This window comes from Microcoleus vaginatus PCC 9802 (assembly GCA_022701275.1).
GTDB classification, from domain to species: Bacteria; Cyanobacteriota; Cyanobacteriia; order Cyanobacteriales; family Microcoleaceae; genus Microcoleus; species Microcoleus vaginatus_A.
Genome location: CP031740.1, coordinates 3,033,723 through 3,054,772, shown reverse-complemented (window position 1 = coordinate 3,054,772; position 21,050 = coordinate 3,033,723). Strand labels below are relative to the sequence as shown.

Annotated in this window: 15 protein-coding genes and 1 pseudogene; 5 read left to right on the top strand and 11 right to left on the bottom strand. The window is 46.3% G+C overall.

What is annotated here, in order from left to right:
• Window positions 1-128: 128 nt before the first annotated feature.
• Window positions 129-1,280, top strand: a complete 1,152-nt coding sequence (gcvT, locus tag D0A34_12365) for a glycine cleavage system aminomethyltransferase GcvT (protein ID UNU19556.1) — start codon at window positions 129-131, stop codon at window positions 1,278-1,280.
• Between the two features lie 114 nt (window positions 1,281-1,394).
• Here the strand turns inward: gcvT and D0A34_12360 are convergent, their stop codons facing one another.
• Window positions 1,395-2,228, bottom strand: a complete 834-nt coding sequence (locus tag D0A34_12360) for an alpha/beta hydrolase (protein UNU19555.1) — start codon at window positions 2,226-2,228, stop codon at window positions 1,395-1,397.
• Window positions 2,229-2,287: 59 nt separating this feature from the next.
• On the opposite strand from D0A34_12360, the gene gcvH reads away from it, so the two are divergent.
• The 3 genes from gcvH to D0A34_12345 all read left to right on the top strand — a co-directional run bounded on the left by gcvH (window position 2,288) and on the right by D0A34_12345 (window position 7,798).
• Window positions 2,288-2,677, top strand: a complete 390-nt coding sequence (gene gcvH / locus D0A34_12355; protein ID UNU19554.1) for a glycine cleavage system protein GcvH — start codon at window positions 2,288-2,290, stop codon at window positions 2,675-2,677.
• A 302-nt stretch (window positions 2,678-2,979) separates the two neighbouring features.
• Window positions 2,980-5,952, top strand: coding sequence for a glycine dehydrogenase (aminomethyl-transferring) (gene gcvP, locus D0A34_12350; GenBank protein UNU19553.1), 2,973 nt, complete (start codon window positions 2,980-2,982; stop codon window positions 5,950-5,952).
• A gap of 166 nt (window positions 5,953-6,118) precedes the next feature.
• Entirely contained in the window at window positions 6,119-7,798 is a 1,680-nt protein-coding gene (locus tag D0A34_12345) for an endoglucanase (protein UNU19552.1), read from the top strand.
• 77 nt (window positions 7,799-7,875) lie between these two features.
• Here the strand turns inward: D0A34_12345 and D0A34_12340 are convergent, their stop codons facing one another.
• Entirely contained in the window at window positions 7,876-8,748 is an 873-nt protein-coding gene (locus D0A34_12340) for an MBL fold metallo-hydrolase (GenBank protein ID UNU19551.1), read from the bottom strand.
• A gap of 96 nt (window positions 8,749-8,844) precedes the next feature.
• Between D0A34_12340 and D0A34_12335 the strand changes: the two are divergent.
• Window positions 8,845-9,102 (top strand): annotated as a pseudogene (locus tag D0A34_12335) (hypothetical protein).
• Window positions 9,103-9,123: 21 nt separating this feature from the next.
• Here the strand turns inward: D0A34_12335 and D0A34_12330 are convergent.
• The 9 genes from D0A34_12330 to D0A34_12290 form a co-directional block, all read right to left on the bottom strand.
• The gene (locus D0A34_12330) at window positions 9,124-10,413 is read right to left on the bottom strand and encodes a PDZ domain-containing protein (protein ID UNU22269.1); all 1,290 of its coding nucleotides are present in this window, start codon (window positions 10,411-10,413) and stop codon (window positions 9,124-9,126) included.
• Window positions 10,414-10,943: 530 nt separating this feature from the next.
• On the bottom strand, window positions 10,944-12,026 hold the full coding sequence (locus tag D0A34_12325) for an AI-2E family transporter (protein UNU19550.1): 1,083 nt from the start codon (window positions 12,024-12,026) through the stop codon (window positions 10,944-10,946).
• Window positions 12,027-12,288: 262 nt separating this feature from the next.
• Window positions 12,289-13,359, bottom strand: a complete 1,071-nt coding sequence (locus D0A34_12320) for a D-alanine--D-alanine ligase A (GenBank protein UNU19549.1) — start codon at window positions 13,357-13,359, stop codon at window positions 12,289-12,291.
• Window positions 13,360-13,543: 184 nt separating this feature from the next.
• Window positions 13,544-13,759 carry a hypothetical protein gene (locus D0A34_12315; protein UNU19548.1) on the bottom strand — a complete coding sequence of 72 codons (216 nt, stop codon included), beginning with the start codon at window positions 13,757-13,759 and terminating at the stop codon, window positions 13,544-13,546.
• Between the two features lie 129 nt (window positions 13,760-13,888).
• On the bottom strand, window positions 13,889-15,232 hold the full coding sequence (gene miaB / locus D0A34_12310) for a tRNA (N6-isopentenyl adenosine(37)-C2)-methylthiotransferase MiaB (GenBank protein ID UNU19547.1): 1,344 nt from the start codon (window positions 15,230-15,232) through the stop codon (window positions 13,889-13,891).
• Between the two features lie 444 nt (window positions 15,233-15,676).
• The gene (locus D0A34_12305) at window positions 15,677-16,819 is read right to left on the bottom strand and encodes a DNA cytosine methyltransferase (GenBank protein UNU19546.1); all 1,143 of its coding nucleotides are present in this window, start codon (window positions 16,817-16,819) and stop codon (window positions 15,677-15,679) included.
• A 180-nt stretch (window positions 16,820-16,999) separates the two neighbouring features.
• The gene (locus tag D0A34_12300; protein UNU19545.1) at window positions 17,000-17,428 is read right to left on the bottom strand and encodes a hypothetical protein; all 429 of its coding nucleotides are present in this window, start codon (window positions 17,426-17,428) and stop codon (window positions 17,000-17,002) included.
• Between the two features lie 421 nt (window positions 17,429-17,849).
• A complete protein-coding gene (locus D0A34_12295; protein UNU19544.1) occupies window positions 17,850-19,853 on the bottom strand; it encodes an FHA domain-containing protein in 2,004 nt (667 codons plus the stop codon).
• 102 nt (window positions 19,854-19,955) lie between these two features.
• A complete protein-coding gene (locus tag D0A34_12290; GenBank protein ID UNU19543.1) occupies window positions 19,956-20,486 on the bottom strand; it encodes an FHA domain-containing protein in 531 nt (176 codons plus the stop codon).
• Window positions 20,487-21,050 lie beyond the last annotated feature (564 nt).

The following is a 21,050-nucleotide window of genomic DNA, read 5'->3' as shown; positions in this document are numbered from 1 at the left end:
CCTTAATTTCGATCGCGAGTTGTACCTAAACAGCATTGGCGCGTCCTTAATTTCGATCGCGCTACACACCGCGAAAACCAATTTTCCCGTAAAATCAAAACAGTCTACCCGCAACCAAAGCGCTACCTGTGGCAAAGTCAACTGAACCCAGCAATCCAGAGAGTCCGAGCCAACTTGCCCGCACGCCTCTGTACGACCTATCATTAGAACTCAAAGCCCGAATGGTGCCCTTTTCCGGGTGGGAGATGGCGGTGCAGTACGCAGGCATCAGCAGCGAACACCAAGCAGTACGCCAGCAAGCAGGAATGTTCGACATTTCCCACATGGGAAAATTTGGTTTGAGAGGGAAACAAGTAATAGAAAAATTTCAACCCTTAGTACCCTCAGACTTGAGCCGCTTGCAACCGGGTCAAGCTCAATATACAGTCTTGCTAAATGCCAAAGGCTGCATCTTAGACGACATTATTTTCTACTGCCAAGAACCAGACCCTATCACTAGCGAAGAACGTGCAGTAATTATTGTCAACGCTGCCACTCGCATCGCAGACAAAGCATGGATAGCCACTCACTTAGAATTGAGCGAACTCTGTTTTACAGACATCTCCGAAGATAAAGTTTTAATTGCCATTCAAGGGCCAGAGGCTGTTAACTATCTCCAGTCTTTTGTGGAAGACAACCTCGCAGCAATTAAGGCATTCGGCCACTTAGAAACAAATCTGTTGGGACAGCCGAGTTTTATCGCCAGAACTGGTTACACCGGCGAAGATGGGTTTGAAATCATGGTGGATGCCGAAGTAGGAAAAGAACTGTGGCAAAAATTGTTAGCCGCTGGCGTTGTACCCTGCGGTTTGGGTGCCAGAGATACCTTGCGTTTAGAAGCAGCAATGGCTCTTTACGGTCAAGATATCGACGACAATATCACACCTTTAGAGGCTGGATTGGGTTGGGTAGTTCACCTCGACACCAAAGGCGATTTTATTGGTCGGGAGGTTTTGGAACAGCAGAAAGCGAGTGGAGTATCAAAGCGGTTGGTAGGTTTAGAAATGCAGGGGCGGCACATTGCGCGCCACGGCTATCCGCTAATATATGAAGGTGAAAAAGTAGGAGAAGTGAGTAGCGGTACATTATCGCCTACTTTGAATCGGGCAGTTGCCCTCGCAGTTGTTCCGGCAAAATTAGCTAAAATCGGTCAGCAATTAGAAATCGAAATTCGCGGGAAAAACTATCCGGCTAGTGTGGTAAAAAAACCATTTTATCGATCGCCAAACCGCCCCAGTTAAATTAAGTAGATAAGCCTTAATTCAGGGGCGTTGCTCATAGCAACGGTTCACAATAAAGTATAAGTGTATGTGTTGTTGTGGAACGGGCTTCTAGCCCGTTGCTCATAATTGTGGTCAAGAAGACTCATCTACTAGCTTAGCAAATTGTCGCAAAGTTGCAGCATAGCGATCGCTCGCCACATCCATCAAATCATTATGACCGGCCCCATCAACCCAAAAATTTAATTTCGGCTGCTTCGCCGCCGCAAACAACTGCTCTCCATGCCAAAAATGCACCACCTCATCAGCCTTACCATGAATCACCAAAACAGGCGATCGAACTTTGCCAATCTTATTAAGATTCACAAACTTATCAAAGGGTAAAATCGGAATCCGCGTCAACACCCGAAAAGCCGAAACAAAGGAACTTTCAACTACCAAACCGCCGACTTTTTGCCGCGAAGCTAAATCAATGGTCGGCCCACCGCCCACAGAACGGCCATAAAGAATAATTTGGTTTGCAGGTACTCCCAACTGTTGCGTTAAATAATTGTAAGCAGCATCAATATCACGATAAGTATTATACTCAGAAGGATTTCCCTGACTCGTGCCGTAACCTTGATAATCATAGGCAAACACAGCAAACCCGCTATCTCGAATCTCTCTGAGTAGCCACAAAATGCCGTCCAAGTCTTCCGCATTTCCGTGACTGTAAAGTATCGTATATTTAGCTTGCGGGTTAGGAAAATGAACAGTAGAAATTTTCACGCCATTAGCTGAGCTAACTTTGATAACTTCCCTGCTCTCACTCTGACTAGATGGGGGAGGTTGAAAAATTAGTCGTTCTGAAAAAAAGAAACCGTAAAAACACAGAAATGCGTAAATAAAAATTATAGAGCGCATAAGTCGTTTGACAGAAAATTCTCCGAAAAGCAAGCGTTTAATATTTTTTTTGTTCGAGTTAGCCATCACTAAAGGCTCATAGTTGAATAAGATTTAACTAATACTTTTTTATTGCGAGAAAAGACATGGCACTAACATACCCCGATGACTTGAAATACCTAGACACCCACGAATACATTCGACTCGAAGGCGAAATTGCCACGATCGGCATTAGTGCCTTTGCAGTTGACCAACTCGGCGATATCGTGTTTCTAGATTTGCCAGAAGTGGGTGCTGGGTTGGAAAAAGGCGAGGCTTTCGGTACAGTCGAGTCAGTGAAAGCGGTTGAAGACTTGAAAGCACCAGTTACCGGTACAGTCGTAGAACGCAATGATGAAATTATAGAGTCTCCCGAAAATTTGGCGGAAGACCCCTATGGCGCTGGGTGGCTGCTGAAAGTGCGCGTTGACAACACCAGCGACGCAGACGAGGCTTTCTCGGCCCCGGAGTATCGCAAAATGGTGGAAGGGGAGTAGTTATGAGTTTTGGGTTTTGAGTTGAAATTTGGGGCTAGGGTTCCTTGATTCCTCCACCATCCGCTAGGGGTTGAAACCGACGGGGCTTTTAGCACAAGTCGTCTAAAGATGACTGAAATACTAAGCTGTGGCGCGGGGAGTTGCGATAAGTGCAGCTTAATCTAAAGTTGTCTGAAGACGACTTTAGGTGTGAGACAGGGATTTCAACCCCTAGCGGACTTTGATAGACGCAGAAAATCTTCCTTGTTTTCTTAGCAAAATGTTACAAACAAAGAAGAAAAGTCAATTCAGGAGAATCAGCCTTGGTACTCTACAGCCCTCAACTTGAACCCAACCAGCAGCAAGACCTTTCATCCATTGATGGTTTTGCGGGCAGACACATTGGCCCGACACCCAGCGAAATCCAGCAAATGCTGGAGGTTTTGGGCCTTTCGGGCCTCGATGACTTGATTGACAAAACGGTTCCAGCGGCGATTCGCATTTCTGCACCCCTACAACTTCCTGCAGCGCAAAGCGAGTACAGCGCTTTGGCAGAATTGAAAGAAATTGCTGCAAAAAATCAGGTATTTCGATCGTACATCGGCACTGGATATCACGACTGCATCACTCCCCCGGTCATCCAGCGGAATATCCTAGAAAATCCCGGCTGGTATACAGCTTACACTCCTTACCAAGCCGAAATTGCTCAAGGGCGATTGGAAGCTTTGCTGAACTTCCAAACGATGATTATTGACCTTACGGGTTTGGAAATTGCCAACGCTTCTTTGCTGGATGAAGGGACAGCGGCGGCGGAAGCGATGGCGGTGAGTTACGGCGCCAGCAAAAATAAGGCAAAAGCGTTTTTTGTTTCCCAAGATTGCCACCCTCAAACTATTGAAGTTGTGCAAACTCGCGCTAAGCCGCTGGGAATTGAGATAATTGTCGGCGACCATCACAGCTTTGAGTTCGATCGTACAATCTTCGGCGCTCTCCTGCAATACCCTGCCACAGACGGCGCAATTTACGACTATACCGATTTTATTCGATCGGCACACGAAGTCGGCGCATTAGTCACAGTTGCCGCGGACATTTTGAGCCTTTGCTTGCTCAAACCCCCCGGCGAATTCGGCGCGGATATAGCCGTAGGAAGCACTCAGCGCTTCGGAGTGCCGATGGGATTCGGAGGGCCCCACGCAGCCTATTTCGCCACGCGAGAAGAGTTTAAACGTCAAGTTCCCGGGAGAATCGTCGGCGTTTCTAAAGATGCTAACGGCAAATCTGCTTTGCGTTTGGCCTTGCAAACTCGTGAACAGCACATCCGCCGAGAAAAAGCTACTAGCAATATTTGTACGGCTCAAGTTTTGCTGGCAGTGATGGCGAGTATGTATGCTGTTTATCACGGCCCGTCTGGACTGAATGACATTGCTGAGAAAGTATGGAATTTAACTGCCCTTTTGGCATCCGGTTTAAGAAGTTTCGGATACAAAATTTGTTCTCAACATTTCTTCGATACTTTGCGGGTAGAATTGGGAGACAAACCGCTGTCCGAAATTCTAGAAGCTGCTAAAAGTCGCAAAATTAATCTCCGAATTTTCGATAACTCGACAGTGGGAATTAGTTTAGATGAAACTGTCACCGTTGAAGATGTGCAAGAGTTGTGGAAAATTTTTGCACAGGATAAGGATTATATCAGGGCTGACGGGCAGAATGCTCTCAACATGGCGTTGGATGCAGACGCATTGAGTGGCTATTTGACATTACCAGATTTTTGCGATCGCACCAGCAGCTATCTCGCGCATCCAGTTTTCAACAGCTATCATTCCGAAACTGAACTTTTGCGCTATTTGCACCGTTTAGAAGCCAAAGATTTATCGCTAAATACATCGATGATTCCCTTGGGTTCTTGCACCATGAAATTGAATGCAACAGCAGAGATGATCCCGGTGACTTGGGCAGAATTTGGCAAGATACATCCCTTTGCACCGCGCGATCAAACTCGCGGCTATCAAATGATGTTCGTGCAACTAGAACAGTGGCTAGCCGAAATTACCGGTTTTGCGGGAATTTCTTTGCAGCCAAACGCTGGTTCTCAGGGCGAATACGCGGGTTTGTTAGTTATTCGTCAATACCACGAACACCAAGGCGAATCTCACCGAAATATCTGTTTGATTCCCCAGTCAGCCCACGGTACAAATCCGGCTAGCGCGGTGATGGCGGGGATGAAAGTAGTTGCTGTCGAGTGCGATTCTCAGGGCAATATTGATGTTGCTGACTTACATAAAAAAGCAGAAAAACACAAAAATGAACTGGCGGCTTTGATGGTGACATATCCATCAACGCACGGCGTTTTTGAGGAAGAGATTAAAGATATTTGCGATATTGTCCACAACTGCGGTGGACAAGTTTATATGGACGGCGCAAATATGAATGCTCAAGTTGGTTTGTGCCGCCCCGGTGATTTTGGTGCTGATGTTTGCCACTTAAATCTGCACAAAACTTTCTGTATTCCCCACGGTGGCGGCGGGCCGGGAATGGGGCCGATTGGGGTAATGTCTCATTTAGTAGAATTTTTGCCCAGTCATTCTATTCTTAACAGTCAACAGTCAACAGCGAACAGTCAACAGTCAACAGTCAACAGTCAACAAACATCAGTTGGTGCTGTTTCCGCAGCGCCTTGGGGAAGTGCTAGCATTTTGCCTATTTCTTGGATGTACATTCGGATGATGGGAGGAGCGGGTTTAACTGAGGCAACAAAAGTAGCAATTCTTAATGCTAATTACATGGCAAAACGCTTAGAATCTTACTATCCGGTTTTGTACAAAGGGAAAGCTGGTTTGGTGGCGCACGAGTGTATTCTGGATTTGCGATCGCTCAAAAAATCTGCGGCTATTGAAGTTGAAGATATTGCTAAACGGTTGATGGATTACGGCTATCACGCGCCGACGGTTTCTTGGCCGGTCGCTGGTACAGTAATGGTGGAACCGACGGAAAGCGAATCGAAGCAGGAATTAGACCGTTTTTGCGAAGCGATGATTGCGATTCGATCTGAAATTGCGGAAATTGAAAAAGGTAATGTGGACGCGCAAAATAACGTATTGAAAAATGCGCCGCATACCGCAGAATCTCTGATGGTTGATGAGTGGAATCGTCCTTATACTCGCGCACAAGCGGCTTATCCGGCACCTTGGACTCGCGAACATAAGTTTTGGCCGGCGGTGGGGCGGATAGATAATGCGTTTGGCGATCGCAATTTTGTCTGTTCTTGTTTGCCAATGGAGGCTTACAGTCAAGGTTAAATAAGTCTCTCCGGGTGGGCAATGGGCACCTTACACGTATACTCTTGTGGGGTGCTTCTAGCCCGCCCAAAAAATAAATTTAAATGTATAACAGCTTATCAAGCTAGATAAACGCGCCGAAAACAATGTAATACAATAATCTAAACATCCCCAGGTAAAATAAAAAATGAATAGACGATTTTTGTGGCTTGCTCGCGAAAATAAACCGCGTTGGATTATCCTATTATTGTTAGGTGTTTTGGCTGCTTTGGGGGTGGTAGCAACAGCAGCTTACATCAAAATGGCGATCGCCCAGACTATCGGCCCGCCTTTATCTGTTGATGTTACAGCCGATCGACATTCCATAAGTCCCGACATCTATGGTATGAACGATTTTATCGATCCAGCCCTCACCCAAGAGTTGCCAATTCCAGTAGCACGCTGGGGAGGAAATCAGACTAGCCGTTACAATTGGCTAGTCGATTCTTCCAACAGCGGGGACGACTTTTTTTTCGTGGGTGGCGGCGACAATAAAAATCCTGTTCCCGGCGATTCTATAGAGAAAATTATCAAAACTAACCGCCAAAACGGCAGCAAAAGTATTGTTACTATTCCGATGATTGGCTATGTAAATAAATTTAGCACTTGGAACTGTGGCTTTAGAGTATCCAAATACGGCCCGCAAGAAAAAACAAACCCCTACATTTTTCCAGAAGGCGATAAGTGCGGCAACGGTAAGCGTCCCGACGGCACTTTGATAACTGATAATAATCGCCTTGATGTCAGTATTATTAGCGACCCAGCTTTTCAACAAGCTTGGGTTCAACACTTAGTTAAAACCCACGGTACTGCTACTAACGGCGGTGTGCAAATTTATCAAATGGACAACGAACCAAGCGGCTGGGGAAATACTCACCGCGATGTTCATCCAGAACCGACAAGTTACGATGAATTGCGCGATCGCACTTATCAATATGCGTCAATGGTAAAAGCTACAGAGCCCACTGCTAAGGTACTCGGCCCGTCGGATTTTGGCTGGCCTGTCTATGTGGACTCTCTGGTAAAAGGCGATCGTGAAAAACACGGCGGTGTCTGGTTTGCGCGGTGGTACTTGCAACAAATGCGCGCTTACGAACAGCAGAAAGGTGTTCGGATTCTCGACTATTTCGACGAACACTACTATCCTGCGGCGAACGATACCTGTTTGGCCAATTGTCCCGCCGGCGATGCCAAAACCCAAGCGCTACGACTGCGATCGACTCGTTCTCTGTGGGATACTACCTATACTGATGAAAGTTGGATAGGAAAATACAATCCGCCATTAACAATCCTTCCCCGGTTTCGAGAGTGGATCAAGGAAGATTATCCAGGTACAAAACTCGCGATTACTGAATACAATTGGGGCGGTTTAGAGTCAATTAACGGGGCATTAGCCCAAGCCGATGTACTGGGGATTTTTGGGCGGGAACAAGTGGATTTAGCGACGCTATGGGGGCCTCCTAAGTCTTCGGAACCGGGGGCCTATGCTTTCCGAATGTACATGAATTACGACGGTAAGGGCGGTAAGTATGGCGATACTTGGGTGCGATCGCTTAGCCAAGATCAGGGACTTGTGTCAATCTACGCAGCCGATCGCAGCAGTGATGGTACTCTGACGCTGGTAATTATTAATAAAACCAACAACAATTTGACTAGCAAATTGAGTTTAAAAGGATTTAAACCTGCGGGGAAAGCTCAATTTTACACTTACAGTGAAGGGAATTTGGGGGCGATCGTCCGTCAGAGCGATTTAGGTGCCAGTGGTACTGGATTTCAGGCAACTTACCCGGCTAATTCTATGACTTTGGTGGCGATTCCCAAAGCGTAATACAAAATCCCTCTTATTCTTAGTCCGCCTAGGCGGACTTTGGGTGTGTAGTAGCGGTTTCAACCGCCGAGTATCTATTAAGAATCGACCATCCAAGCAATACACTGTTGCATTTGCTCGCGCATGGTTCCTCGATCGGCATAATACCTGCGGCCGTGTCCCGGCAACACCCATTCAAAGTCATAATTAGCCAAATTATGCATAGATTTGATTTGTTCCGGCCAAGAATACCAACAGACTTCGCGAAAGCCAACTAGCTGCTGCAAACTTTCCGACCAAGCAAGATGATCGCCGCTGAACAAAAACTTGTTATTGTAAAGCAAAACTGTGTGACCTTTCGTGTGACCGGGAACAGGTATAATCAACAAATCATCTGCGATTTGATGGGGTTCACGGCCCGACAATTGAATTTCTACACTGCGAGTACCTGCGTTAATTTCGTCAGCATGGAGAATGCGATCGCACCCAAAATAATCGTGGTATTGTTGATGATCTGCCACATCGTCGCGGTGAGTCAAGTACATATAGCGAATGCCGCCCATTGCTTCTATGTTTTTGACTAGCGGCGGCACAAAACGGGGAGAATCAACTAAAATATTGCCATTGGGACGGACAATTAAATAGCTGGCCGCGGCGTAGGATTTCTCTGAGTGGTAGCCGCAGTGATAGACATTTTCTGCTACGAGTGCGGGCAAATTTTGCTGAACTTCTTTGATTTTTTTCGGTTTTTCAACAGTGCCGATCGAACTTGTGGGACAAGACAAAAGAGCCGCGAGCGATCGCATTTCTTCAGCTTCATTAGTTGGCTGGTGGTAAACCGCAGACTGTTCTCCCTCTTGAGTAAATACTTCAGGTGCCATCCACCGACAAGTATCACAGTCAATGCAGGTACTGTCTACATAAAAATTACCGTTAATATTTTCAGTACGCCTCCGATTAATGTTAGCCATTTTTCTACCTCTTAATAACCCCTATAAATTATGGTAACTTACTATAACGAGTACCCCCCACATCCCGCCGGGGTTTAAACCCCATCTCACAGCACAATTCGGTTAAAACTTAAATCTTGCACCATTGTCAAGAACGGGCAAGATGCCCGTTCCACAAAAGATAAATTTTCTTGTGGAACAGGCATCTTGCCTGTTCATAAAAGGATTATTGACAATGGTGCAACATATGAGTTAAAACTCACCTCTTGCACCATTCTCAAGAACGGGCAAGATGCCCGTTCCACAAGAGATAAATTTTCTTGTGGAACAGGCATCTTGCCTGTTCATAAAAGGATTATTGACAATGGTGCAAGATATAAGTTTCAATCAACTATTCTACTGCTGCTGCTCCGCTGGAAAAGCACCCGCTTTCACCGCCACAGTGACAGGTTGTCCGCCGCGGCTTAATTCAAGCTGCAGATCGCTGCCCACGGTACTTTTCTCAACAATTTCTTGTACGCTGCCAGCATCGCTGACTTCTTTACCGTTGATTTTCTTGATGACATCGGCAAGGCGAACTCCAGCTTGTGCCGCTGGAGAATTTTTCGCAACTCCCAAAACTAACACGCCTTTATCTTCAGTCAGCCTCAATTTGGTGTTGGGATTTTGATTAAATTCTCTCTTGATTTCGGGAGTAATGCTCAACATCCGAACGCCGAGATAAGGATGTTCGGCTTTTCCTGCTGTTACTAATTGGTCGGCAATTTGTTGTGCTCGATCGATCGGAATAGCAAAACCCAATCCTTGAGCGCCTTGAATAATCGCCGTATTCATGCCGATAACTTGACCGCGCTGGTTCAGCAGCGGGCCGCCGGAATTGCCGGGATTGATCGCAGCGTCGGTTTGAATAAAGCTGACGCGCTTGTCAGGAACACCGACATCGGCGCTAGAACGGCCTGTAGCGCTAATAATGCCCACAGTCACAGTATTGTCCAAACCGAGGGGATTGCCGATCGCGATCGCCCATTCTCCCGGCTGTAACTCTTCAGATTTGCCCAAACTCACCACAGGCAAATTGTTAGCTTCTATTTTAACAACAGCCACATCAGTAACTGTATCTACGCCTAAAACTTTGCCGACAAATTCGCGGCCATCCTTCAGTTTTACCGTCACCGTATCCGCCCCGTTAACGACGTGAGCGTTAGTCAAAATGCGGCCATCAGAACCAAAAACAAAACCCGAACCGGAACCCCGTTCTACCCGATTTCCCGGCGCAATCGGAGATTCTGAACCGAAGAAGCGGCGGAATTGCTCGGGTATCTCCTCTGGAACTTGGTTCGTCACCGTGCGAGACGAATTGATCCGCACCACTGCCGGGCCGACTTCCTGCACAACTTTAGTGACAAAATTAGAGTCTTGAGAGGGCAGTATATTCGCCGGCAATGCTGAGATTGGCGCTGTAGTTGAAGGTTCAGCTTGAATGGCGTTAGAACTTCCAGGAACTTGAGAAGTTATGGCGTTGCACCCAACAGTTGCGGTGGAACCGAGCAAAATGAGGGATAAAAAAGCAAGTTTTTTCGGCAAATAAAAACGGCGAGAACGCACAGTTGTAGCAGGCATATTTTTGGTTGATAGAGTATTGATTTGGTGAGAGTTAGAGCGAGAGTTATAATTATGGTTTTGCATTTTTAGCACCTACTGTAATTAAATTAGACCTAAAGGTTCTTTAATTTTAATTCAAGCATTGATGAGCTCTGCTTGACTGGTGGGGTTTACCCTACAAGCTGGGGTAGAAACCGGACAGTCGCAGGCAAATTGTTTGTGAATTCCAGCTTTTGAGTGTGATCGAACTGGGTCTTCACGGGCGAATTACCGCCTGAGTGCGATAATACAAACTACGCTAGCCAGCTCGCATATTCCGTATTTCCCGCAAACTTTTCACAGGATTGATATCCGAAGTCAACAACAATCCTGCACTCAAAAAAACCAGGTTTCTACGCAAAATCTTCGTTGTGAGCGCTCGACGTTAACCTAGAAACGGGGTTTTTGATCCCGCCTGCATCCAGGAAGGATAGCAGCTAAAGCACCGGAAAGCCTCACCCTAAAGCAGGAAGTAAAAAACCTCTAAAGCCTCAAGCTAAAGTACCAACTAAACCGAAGTCAAATAGCCTGCAAAAACTCTCTTCAAATCTAAAATTTGAACCTATGGAGGAATTTTATTGCTCCATAGGTTCAATGGAACTAACCGAATCGATTTCCTTCGACTTGTTCCTCGAAATTTCCAAAACATCAACAGTATTCTTAATAAAACCAGCCATCGGCACAGCAACTAACAAACCTGCTACTCCTGCCACCTTAACCCCCACCAGCAGCGCCACCAAAATCCACACAGGATTGAGACCGATAAAACCGCCTAATAACCGAGGAGCAACCCCGCTTTCAATTATTTGCTCAATTACTGTAGCGACAGCTAAAACTGTGACGCCGAGCCAAAAGTTGTTTAATGTGATCAGCAAACTGACAATGCAAATACTGAAAGGTGCCCCGAAGGGAATCATAGTCATTACACCCACACCCAAACCGAACAGAAGTCCGAAGGGAACTCGCAAAATTAAAAAAACAACAGTGATAGACAGTCCCATCAAACCCGCCAAAGTTGCTTGCCCGACGAAGTAGTTGTGGAAGCTTCGCGCCAGCAACTCTCGCAATTGAAGGCTCAGCTTGGAGGGAAACCATTTAAACAATCCTTCCCAGACGCGATCGCCGTGCAAGAGCAAGTAGAATGTCACGACTATTGTGAGGAGGAAATTCAACAGACTGTCTGCAGCACCCAAGCCAAATTTGAGAATTTCGCCAGTGAGAGACTGCAACTGAGCTGAAAGTCGATCGCTCAATTTGGTAGTCAAACCGCTAACATCAATGCGGAGATTGCGATTTTCCGCCCACTTGTTGAACGCTTCAATCTGTTCTGTGCCAGAAACTATCCAAGTCGGCAGTCGGGTGGCAAGTTCAGTAATTTGGTTTAGCAGAATGGGGGCTAGAGTCAGACCTAAAACCACCAATAGCAGTAAAGTCAAAAACAATACCGACAAAACTGCTCGATCGCGCTTCAAGCCGTATCTGTGCAGAAAGCGCACTGGATAATCTAGCAAAAAAGACAGCACTGTAGCGACTACCAAAACTGTAATCAGGGCGCGAAAATATTCAAAGACTAGGAGGGCTAACCAGCAGTTGAGTACCGCTAGGGGAAATACCAGTCCGTAAGTCCACCACTGCGGCAGTTGAGTGAAACGTCTCATCTAAGTTAACCGAGTTAAATTTTGAGATGCCAGATGTGAGATTGACGCTGCTATTCGCCGTTCTCGCTTAAACATTTTAGGGTGCATTTAATTTATACCCCACTGCTGAAAATTCCCAGTCCATCGACCCCCAGCGGAAATTGGGTTGCTGGCAGGCAGTGCCTGCCACAACCATGTTATATCGTTTCCGCTGATATGGATATATTACCTGCGAAAAAAATATTCTTTGCTGTTGGCAGGCAAACTGTTTGCGGCTCGCAATTCAACCTTTTTCCCCGTGCCGTTCGAGAGCTAATTGAATTAAACGGTCTACTAATTCAGGGAAAGAAATGCCGTCGGCTGCCCACATTTGCGGATACATACTGGTAGCTGTAAAGCCAGGAAAAGTGTTGATTTCGTTAATCAAAACTTCTCCGGTTGATTCAATGTAGAAAAAGTCTACTCGCGCTAAACCTGCCGCGTCTATAGCCAAAAATGCTTGCACTGCCATTTCTTGGATTTGCGAGACGATCGCACCGCTGACTTTGGCCGGGATTGAGCAGTCGGCTTGTCCCTGGGTATATTTAGTTTCGTAGTCGTAGAAATCGCTTTGGAAAGTAATTTCTCCCACCGTTGAAGCTTGGGGATTATCGTTACCCAAAACTGCACATTCTAATTCTCTCGCAACCACACCCGCTTCGACAATTATCCGCCTGTCGTAGCTGGCGGCGCTGTCGAGAGCTGCTTCTAATTCAGCGCGCGATCGAGCTTTAGAAATTCCCACTGACGACCCCAAATTAGCGGGTTTTACAAAGCAAGGATAGCCCAAATCAGCTTCAATTTTGTCGCACAGTTTGGGGAAAACGCAAGGATTAGACCAGATTTCTGAACGGTTGACAGCGATGTATTTTACCTGTGGCAAACCAGCCTGAGCAAAAGCCATTTTCATGGCAATTTTATCCATTCCCAGCGCCGAACCTAAAACCCCGGAACCGACAAAAGGAACTTGCATTAATTTCAGCAATCCTTGCACTGTACCATCTTCGCCGTTTGGCCCGTGCAAAACCGGGAACCAAACATCTACGGCATTAAAATTAGGAAACTGTCCAGCGGGAGAGTCGTTTTGTCCTGGTTCTTGCTCTATTTCCAGAGGTTTTCCGCTGGCTAAGACTTGTTGAGGTAATGTTCCCGACAGCCAGTGGCCGTTTTTTTGGATGTAAAAGGGCAGAACTTCGTATTTAGAGGCATTTTCGTCGGCAGCGAGGGCACGGGCGATCGCCCGCGCTGAACTAATTGAGACTTCGTGTTCGCCCGATCGCCCCCCGAACAATAGCCCGATCCGCATCGTTGTCATTTTTCACTACTCCTAGGACTTTTCGACAAATATACACGCAGTTAGCGCAGCTAACGCAGAGACGAACCGCTTTAAGACTATTTATCTCCTCTGTTCCACTCTTCCTCTCTCTCCTCTGCGATCTCTGCGGTTAAAATCCCCCTCCCGCCTGTCAAAAGCCTCAATTCCCCCCGGTCATTTTCAGTTAAACCGTCGCCAGAATCCACAGCAAACAGCCACCTTTACTCAAAAATTGCATCATTTCCCTCCGCATTCGATTCCAGTTTCTTGCCCTAGCTTGAAACAGTTTATTTCCTTCATCGTCTTTTCGCGCACTTAGATATTCCCGGAACTCAATACTCCAGTCATGCTTATTTTTAGGAAGAGTTGTGGGCAGCAAAATGCGAATTATATTCAGCATAATTTGCTGCTGATGTTAAATTACTTCTTCCCACAAATCTAGTTGCGATTTAACACTCTACACTTTATGTTTTGAGTATTGAGTGGGCAAACATTATTTTTGGTTCAACCCAAAACTCAAAAGTCCAAACTATTCCACCATTTCTCCCGTCAAACTAAAAGCGCGAATATCTGTAATTTTAACCCGCACAATTTTACCCGCCAATTCAGCAATATCGCCCTTAAAAAATGTGAGACGATTGCCGCGAGTGCGTCCCATCACCTGAGTTGAATCTTTCAGATTTTGGACTTCCACCAAAACCTCTTCAGTGCGTCCGAAATAGCGCTGCGATCGTTCCATCGCCGTTGTTGTGACTACATGATTGATTCGTTGCAGGCGATCGGCTTTCACCTCCTCACTCAACTGATTTTCCCACAAAGCCGCAGGCGTTCCCGGGCGCGGCGAATAAGCAGCAGTATTCACCAAATCGAAACCAACATCTTCGATTAACTTCAGAGTCTTCTCAAACTGCGCTTCCGTCTCGCCAGGAAAACCGACGATCGCATCCGCAGTAATCGAAGCATCCGGCATATAACGGCGAATTGTATCAATAATCCGGCGGTATTTTTCCTGAGTATAACCCCGCGACATCGCTTTCAAAATATCATTATCTCCGGACTGAAAAGGAATGTGAAAATGTTCGCACACCTGCGGTAATTCAGCACAAGCCTTAATCAATCTCTCCGTAAAATAGCGCGGGTGGCTAGTAGCAAATCTGAGGCGATCGACTCCCGGCACATCCTGCACAAAATAAAGCAAATCCGTCAAAGTATGCTGGTTGCTGCCGTCCGGTTTTGTCCCCGGCAAATCGCGTCCGTAAGCATCAATATTTTGCCCCAACAACGTTACTTCCTTGTAACCTTGACGGCCCAAATCCTCCATTTCCGCCCGAATTGCCTCCGGCATTCGCGACTGTTCAACCCCGCGAACATTGGGGACAACACAATAAGTGCAGCGTTCATTGCAGCCGTAAATTACATTCACCCAAGCAGTCACCTTGCTGTCGCGGCGCGGCTTAGTAATATCCTCCATAATCTCAACAGCTTCAGTCGCCACAACTTGATTGCCCTCAAAAACTTGTTCCAGCAAATCTTCAAGTCGGTTAGCGTGTTGTGGCCCCATTACTAAGTCTAATTCCGGCACTCTCCGCAGTAGCGCTTCACCTTCCTGCTGCGCCACGCATCCAGCTACAATTAAAGTTAAACCTGGTTCTTGGCGTTTGCGATGAGCTTGCCTTCCTAGGTTAGAATAAACTCTTTGTTCGGCATTATCGCGAATTGTGCAAGTATTGTAGAGAATCAAGCTAGCTTCGTTCGGGTCTTCCGAGAACTCAAAGCCCATATTTTCCAGAATGCCGGCCATCCGTTCCGAGTCGGCTTTATTCATCTGGCATCCGAAAGTAGTGATGTGATAGCGGCGGGGTTTAACGGTCATGGCGAATTGCAGGCAATAAAAAATATAGGTTTTCAACCTTAACCAACTATTATATAACAAGTCTAAACCCTTTGTGAACTTTTATTTTTCTCCGTCTTTTCTCTTTCTCAGCACCCTCGGCTGTTTATTAGACTTATTGCATAAATCTTTAATGGATAGGGGAAAGAGCAGATAAACGCAAATGCCCTTGAAAATAGTTGGCGAAGCCATACAATCTTGTCTCTTAAAAAAACCACTTTCACAAATCTGTAGGGTGTGTGAGGCGCGGCTAGTAACTTGCGCCACCGACAATCAATCTTAAACCGCGCGTCAGGCACAAAAATGTAGTTGGGGCCGTGGGTGAGTGTTAAAAATCTCACAACAGTTTGAATTCAAAAATTCCTCGCCCTCACGCACCACAGCGAAAGTGCTGATGCTAAGGTTTATTTGGGCGTATTTCTCTATTTATTTTGTCTGTAAAAACTGTAAAATTGTTTTGGCAATACCTTGTGCAGCCAAATAAGGAACCCCATTGCCAACAGTTTTAAACATATTAGTCAACGTCATCTTTGCCGGCAGTGCAAAATCTTTTGGCAGTGACTGAATAGCCAGTGTTTCTGCAACAGAAAGCCGACGAAGTTTGTAAGGGTGCAAGTGAACTTCGTTATTGCCGTAACAAGCTGTTGGCGAATAACGCCATCGGTGCAATCGCTTGAAAGATTTTTTTGAATCATCTCCTTCATCAACGGAAGCAAACCGCTTAAGGCCTGCTTTGGGTTGGAAATAGTGTGTGGCATTGGGATGGTTGAGAACGTCATTTCTTTGGAACCAAAATTCTACCGTTAAATCTTGGGGAATGCCCTCAGGACAAGGCACGAAACCATCATCTGCAAAGGCGGTTCTCTTAGGCCAAGGATGAGAAAAAATTTCTGATTTGGGATATAATACCTGACTTTGCCAAGGAAATAAACTTTCTGCTAACATTGGGCTTTTTTCCTCTAGGGAAATGCCCAGATTTTTGACAAGGTTTCTTCTAATTCCAATCAAAATAATTCTATCCCTATCTTGTGGCACACCGTATTCTATCGCATTAATTAAACGTTCGGCAAAAACGTATCCCGAATCAGCCAACTGATGTTTTAGTTCGCCGTAAAAAGCTTTATGTTTTTTGGTTCTCCACAAACCTTTGACATTTTCAAATAAAAAGAAATCTGGCTGCTGCTGACAAATCAATTCAATGTATGAAGCTGAAAGTTGACCTTTATCTCCTTCCCCACCCCGGTTTTTGCCACCAATAGAAAAGTCAGGACAAGGCGGTCCCGCGATAAACCCCACAATATCGTGATGCTTGCGGGCATCCTGCATCAATTCCCGCAACCGAAAAGCTGGTGCTCCCCCTACAAGTCGAGTTACATCTGCTTCCTCTCCTTCGCAATATCCGTATTCTGGTAGCGGCAAATTCAGGCACTGCCGAGAATAGCGGTATGCTTGCATGAAAGGTGGGAAAATTTCATTGACATACGCTACATTAAAGCCGATCGACTCAAAACCCAGATCGAGCAAGCCAGAACCCGAAAAAAATGAGAAAATACAAGGAGGACGGTGCATTGAAGGATCACAGCAATTTTGAATTGAGCTTACTATAAATTATGTTGGGTGCCTAGGGATGGGTACACCTGACTGTAAATTCTGTAGGGAATTGGGAATTGGTAGAATAGCCGGGGCGGGTTTATTAGATTATTGGTTTGAGGCGATTATTGTAAGTAAAAACCGCCCCTATAGGTATTATTACAACCATTGCCCGCCTCGGAAACGCCAGTGGGGAAACAAAATCCGCATCAGTGTTTGGGATGCCAGATAAATAGCCAGCCACACTAAACTATAATGCAAAGCAAAAGCTCCCAAGTCAAAATCTTGTGCAGGTATCCCGGGCAAACCGATAATTTGGATTAAAAATAACACAAAAAGTGCTTCCCAAATTCCAGCGAGTAATTGAAACGCGCCGGGCCAATCTCGATCCCAGCGGAACTGCTGGATGTATATATATAAAGCATCCCAGCAGATGCCAAAAATCGCTACATACCCTAAAATCCAGAAAAAGATTGAGCCTGATTGGGAGGTAATTAAACCCAGAAAAAAGGGCAGCGTTACTAAAACGCCTACGGTTGCAAATAACAGTAACCGAGTTTGCCAACGGCCGAATAATGTGGGAGTCATGCGATTTTAGATTTTAGATTTTAGATTGAATGGGAAGGTTGTTCGATTTTAGATTGTGGATTTTAGATTTTAGATTGAATGGGAACCTCGTTTAAATCAGTTAAATATGACATTTTTTTTTACCATTTTCAAGAACAGGCAAGATGCCTGTTCCACAAATAGTGAGTTTTATTGTGAGGTAGGCATCCTGCCCGCCCGTAAAAAAACTATTGAAATAGTGCAATATCTCAGTTAAATCTATTAAATCTGAGATGTTGCACCATTCTTAAGAACAGGCAAGATGCCTGTTCCACAATAAAATTCATCTCTTGTGGAACAGGCATCTTGCCTGTTCCTAAACAAGTAATTGACAATACTGCAATATCTCAGTTAAATCCATTAAATCCCGTACATTCCTCGTTGCCGAACTTCGTCTTTCAAGTTAGTCGGGAGATTTATTTAAAATCCACTTCCACCACTGCACGAACGATCGCCAAACGCTCAATTTCCGCACACCAGGAACTCGGTTGGCGGCCAGACTTTCAACCGAACGCAAGGCGGCGTATTGCAAGCCCAAAAAACTGTCTACGGGCGCGTAAGGCCCCCCCAAAGTAATCGCGCCTGCTGCGTATACCCGGCCTTCTGTGTTGCTACCAGAAGAATTCCGCAATTCGGGTACTTCAAAATCGTTGTTAACACTCAGTCGCCCCAAACCGTTGAGGGGAAGATTATATTGAGCTACCAAATCGTTTAACAGGGGACTGGTTTTTACCTTAGCGTCCAAACCCGTAGCATCAATAATAAAATCAGCTTCTAACTTAATTTGCCCCTTGAGTTCCTTCTCCTGAATGTACGTCACTGTGCGGTTTTGACTGTCGCGCTCGACTCGCTCGACTTCACCGAAGGTAATTTGATACCATCCTTGACTTAAACCTTCTTTGACAATCCGCCGCCAGTCGCTGCGCTGGGCTGTGGTAGTGCCGCCCCAGTCTGTGAGCAACTGCGGCCGCAATTCCGGGGCGGCTTGTTCCAAAAGTACGCGAAGTTCCCCGCCCCAGCAAGCTTTTGGCCAGTTGAAAGGTTGAAATTCGTAGTGATTTTCGACTCTTCGCTGAGCGAGTTTAAATTTGTTACCTTGAGGTTTGGGCGATCGCATCAAATGCAATACTTGAATGTTGCGGTTCCGCTGTCGCGCTTCGTAAATTCGCTGCACCACGCGGGAAGCCACAATTCCCCGACCTCTAATTAACACGCTGCCGCCGCTGGCCTCCAACTTTTCGTAAACGCCGTCGTGGCTTTCATAAGCGTTGACAACCGACTCAAAATCCTGGGTTTTTTCGCGGTAAGCTTGCAAGTCGGGCAGAAATTGAATGGCGGGATAGCCGGTGGCTAAGTGTACGTATTTGGCGATTAAAAAAGCGTGCTCGCGGTGATCCGCATCCGATCGAGAATAAGCGATCGCGTACCTGCCGTCATCTGTTTTGCGAATTCCCCGCACTCTACCGTAGCGAAACATCTGATTCCACCCAATTCGATCGACTTCCCTGTCAATAGAATCAAACACATTACCCGCGCGAGGCGTATAAGTTTCGGCAAAAGTCGGTTCAGCAAACACCTGCCACATCAACTTCAACGACATCCCCAAACGCCCCTTGAGCACTTCCTGCCAAGCTTCCCGCAAAGCATAGGGAGGCCACCCCCAAATGTTGTCTGGACAAGAGTCAGAATTCGATCGTAGGCGTTCGCGCAGCGGAATTTGAGAATTGAGGCACAGACGCAGATAGCGGGCGTAAGGCTGGTTTTCCAGACCCAAAACCGCAATTCGCTCAATTTTCACGCCGCAAATTCTCAGCAAATCCACCCAAATAAAGCTGCCTAAACCACCGCCAACGGCAGCCCACTCAACTTCTGTCACAGGGAGTCCCCTAGATTGGAGCGATCGCATTGACACTTGAGAAGCTTGCAAAAATGCGATCGGCGGAAATTCTCCCCTACTACTTGTTTGAGGAAGCTGCAACATTATTGGCTGGTTCAATGCGGGATCTGGCCCATTGGTCTGCGGGTTAAAGAAAATGTGAAAATTGACCGAAGGCGTTTCAGGGGAATTCACAGCAAAAGAAATGCCGATCGCGTAGGGCCCAACTTGCAGCATATCCCCGTTTGCCAGCACGCAACGGGTTTGGCGAATGCCGTTAACAAAAGTACCGTTGCGGCTACCCGTGTCAGTAAGTAGAATACTGTTGCCTTCGGTGCCAATCACTGCGTGGAAGCGAGAAACTTGACTGCTGCTGAGGGCAATTCGAGAAACTCGTTCCCCGTTGATTGTGGGGGGCATAGCTTCAAAAATTCGTCCCAAAGCGATGGGTAAGTCGAGTATCGGGGATCGACAATCCCCCGTAGCTGTATCTGTCCAAGTCAGTCGCAGGCGCAAGGGTTGAGAATTCATGATTTTTTAAACATCAGCCGTCGGCTTTGAGCTTTCTGCAAAAAAAGATTTTTGAAGTTGAGAGTGTTTAGCGCATAGCCCGATTTTCCCTTTTTCAAACCCTCACGGAGACATCACCACACTCGCCGCCGCCGCCAAAGAAGTACCGCACCACGGACACCCCGCATTCAACTGCGCGTAAGACGAAATTCGGCTGCATTTGGGACACTGCAAACCATATTTTGAAGGCCCCGTCGGCTGAAAATTACCAGGTGCGGGAGGCCCAGACAGCAAAACTGTCTGGGGCGCGGCTACCTGCACCTCCGTCACATTCACCACCTCGATTTGCACTTGCCCTAAATGGATGTGACTTCCCGAGTTCAATTTTGCTTCGCCTCGGGCGAGAATTTTTCCATCTACCAGCGGCGGATTGCTTTCGCGCAAATTCCGCACTGCATACTCCTGCAATTCCTGATTAAAAAATATTTCAACGTGCAGCCCCGATACGCTGGGATGCGAAAATACTATATCGCACTTCGCCGGATCGCGCCCTAGCCTCACGGTTCCCGGATTTTTGCTCGGCTCTCCGTTTTGAATTGTTCGAGTTTGACGCACCCCAGCTTCTGTCCATGCTAAAGTTAGCTGGTTTGTCATGATTGTATAGGTTTGCTCAAAAATATAAAAAAATATTAACTGATTTATTTTGAGGACGGAGTTCCTCACCAAAAAACTTAATTATAATTATTGGGGCCGACTCGATCGAACTTCTAAAAATATTATGTGCAGCTATACAAAAAAGCCCTGAGTTCGGGGCTTTTAGTGCTTGTATTGGCTTTTTTTGAGAGACTGAATCGCGCTTACCGAAGAAGAATTCAGAATTTAGGAGCCAGAATCCAGAATAGATTGTGTGCGACAGGATGGAGAATCGGGGTTTAAGGCCCCCGATTTTAATCGTGGAATACAAAAAATTCTTTCCCTGAAGTTACACCTGACTTCAGGCATGGGGTATTCTGAATTCTGAATTCTGTCTTCTGACTACTTCTCATCAGCTTTTCTTTCCCCCAAAATTATTGACCGCAGTGCAGCTTGGTTAAAAAATTGCTGTTCAAGGTTTGCCAGGGATTGCTAAAAACTAATTCCTGTGGGGTTTTCACATTTGCGAGGCTGTAGGGCGCTAGTGACGAATTTTGGAGGTTAGGCGATCGAACTACCTCGGTA

Bases quoted from the DNA above. Each gene is read 5' to 3' on its own strand.
- D0A34_12360 (UNU19555.1), bottom strand. From the start codon at position 2,228: ATGGCTAACTCGAACAAAAAAAATATTAAACGCTTGCTTTTCGGAGAA.
- gcvH (UNU19554.1), top strand. From the start codon at position 2,288: ATGGCACTAACATACCCCGATGACTTGAAATACCTAGACACCCACGAA.
- D0A34_12345 (UNU19552.1), top strand. From the start codon at position 6,119: ATGAATAGACGATTTTTGTGGCTTGCTCGCGAAAATAAACCGCGTTGG.
- D0A34_12340 (UNU19551.1), bottom strand. From the start codon at position 8,748: ATGGCTAACATTAATCGGAGGCGTACTGAAAATATTAACGGTAATTTT.
- D0A34_12330 (UNU22269.1), bottom strand. From the start codon at position 10,413: ATGCAAAACCATAATTATAACTCTCGCTCTAACTCTCACCAAATCAAT.
- D0A34_12325 (UNU19550.1), bottom strand. From the start codon at position 12,026: ATGAGACGTTTCACTCAACTGCCGCAGTGGTGGACTTACGGACTGGTA.
- D0A34_12320 (UNU19549.1), bottom strand. From the start codon at position 13,359: ATGACAACGATGCGGATCGGGCTATTGTTCGGGGGGCGATCGGGCGAA.
- D0A34_12315 (UNU19548.1), bottom strand. From the start codon at position 13,759: ATGCTGAATATAATTCGCATTTTGCTGCCCACAACTCTTCCTAAAAAT.
- miaB (UNU19547.1), bottom strand. From the start codon at position 15,232: ATGACCGTTAAACCCCGCCGCTATCACATCACTACTTTCGGATGCCAG.
- D0A34_12305 (UNU19546.1), bottom strand. From the start codon at position 16,819: ATGCACCGTCCTCCTTGTATTTTCTCATTTTTTTCGGGTTCTGGCTTG.
- D0A34_12300 (UNU19545.1), bottom strand. From the start codon at position 17,428: ATGACTCCCACATTATTCGGCCGTTGGCAAACTCGGTTACTGTTATTT.
- D0A34_12295 (UNU19544.1), bottom strand. From the start codon at position 19,853: ATGAATTCTCAACCCTTGCGCCTGCGACTGACTTGGACAGATACAGCT.
- D0A34_12290 (UNU19543.1), bottom strand. From the start codon at position 20,486: ATGACAAACCAGCTAACTTTAGCATGGACAGAAGCTGGGGTGCGTCAA.